The sequence below is a fragment of the Psychrobacter sp. Rd 27.2 genome, from assembly GCF_001921755.1.
In the GTDB taxonomy this organism is placed as follows: Bacteria; Pseudomonadota; Gammaproteobacteria; order Pseudomonadales; family Moraxellaceae; genus Psychrobacter; species Psychrobacter celer.
In genome coordinates this window covers 1-374 of the sequence record NZ_MRYB01000118.1, presented here as the reverse complement: position 1 = coordinate 374, position 374 = coordinate 1, and the positions used below count along the sequence as shown (strand labels likewise).

The following is a 374-nucleotide window of genomic DNA, read 5'->3' as shown; positions in this document are numbered from 1 at the left end:
GAATGGTCGATACCCATTCGTAACTGGACGTCTGCCTTGAATCGCTTTATGATTATGTTTGACGGTCGTATTAGTAAGCATTTAATCTAAATGACAGTTACAAAGAATCTGGGCTGGTCTCACTACCTTATGTGTTTGAGTATCTGTAAATACTGTTGCTAAAATTTTTTATCTATTTCCATGAATAAGCTGCTATTACTTCGTTCGTAAAGTGGTAAGTTACTATCAATCTTTTGGTACGTAAAATTCAGTTTTGGCATAAACTCTTTCCAGCTAAACTTCTTATGACTTATACTTGTACTGAATTGATATTCATTATCTTTACGTTTTTCACCGTACCAGAAATTATCTGCCCAAAAATCTCGTTTGGCGTA

General features: G+C 34.5%; 1 protein-coding gene. It reads right to left on the bottom strand.

All coding sequences use genetic code 11. From position 1 onward, the window contains the following. Nucleotides 1-158: 158 nt before the first annotated feature. On the bottom strand, nucleotides 159-374 hold a 216-nt coding region (locus BTV99_RS12840; protein ID WP_143507209.1), incomplete at its 5' end, for a surface lipoprotein assembly modifier.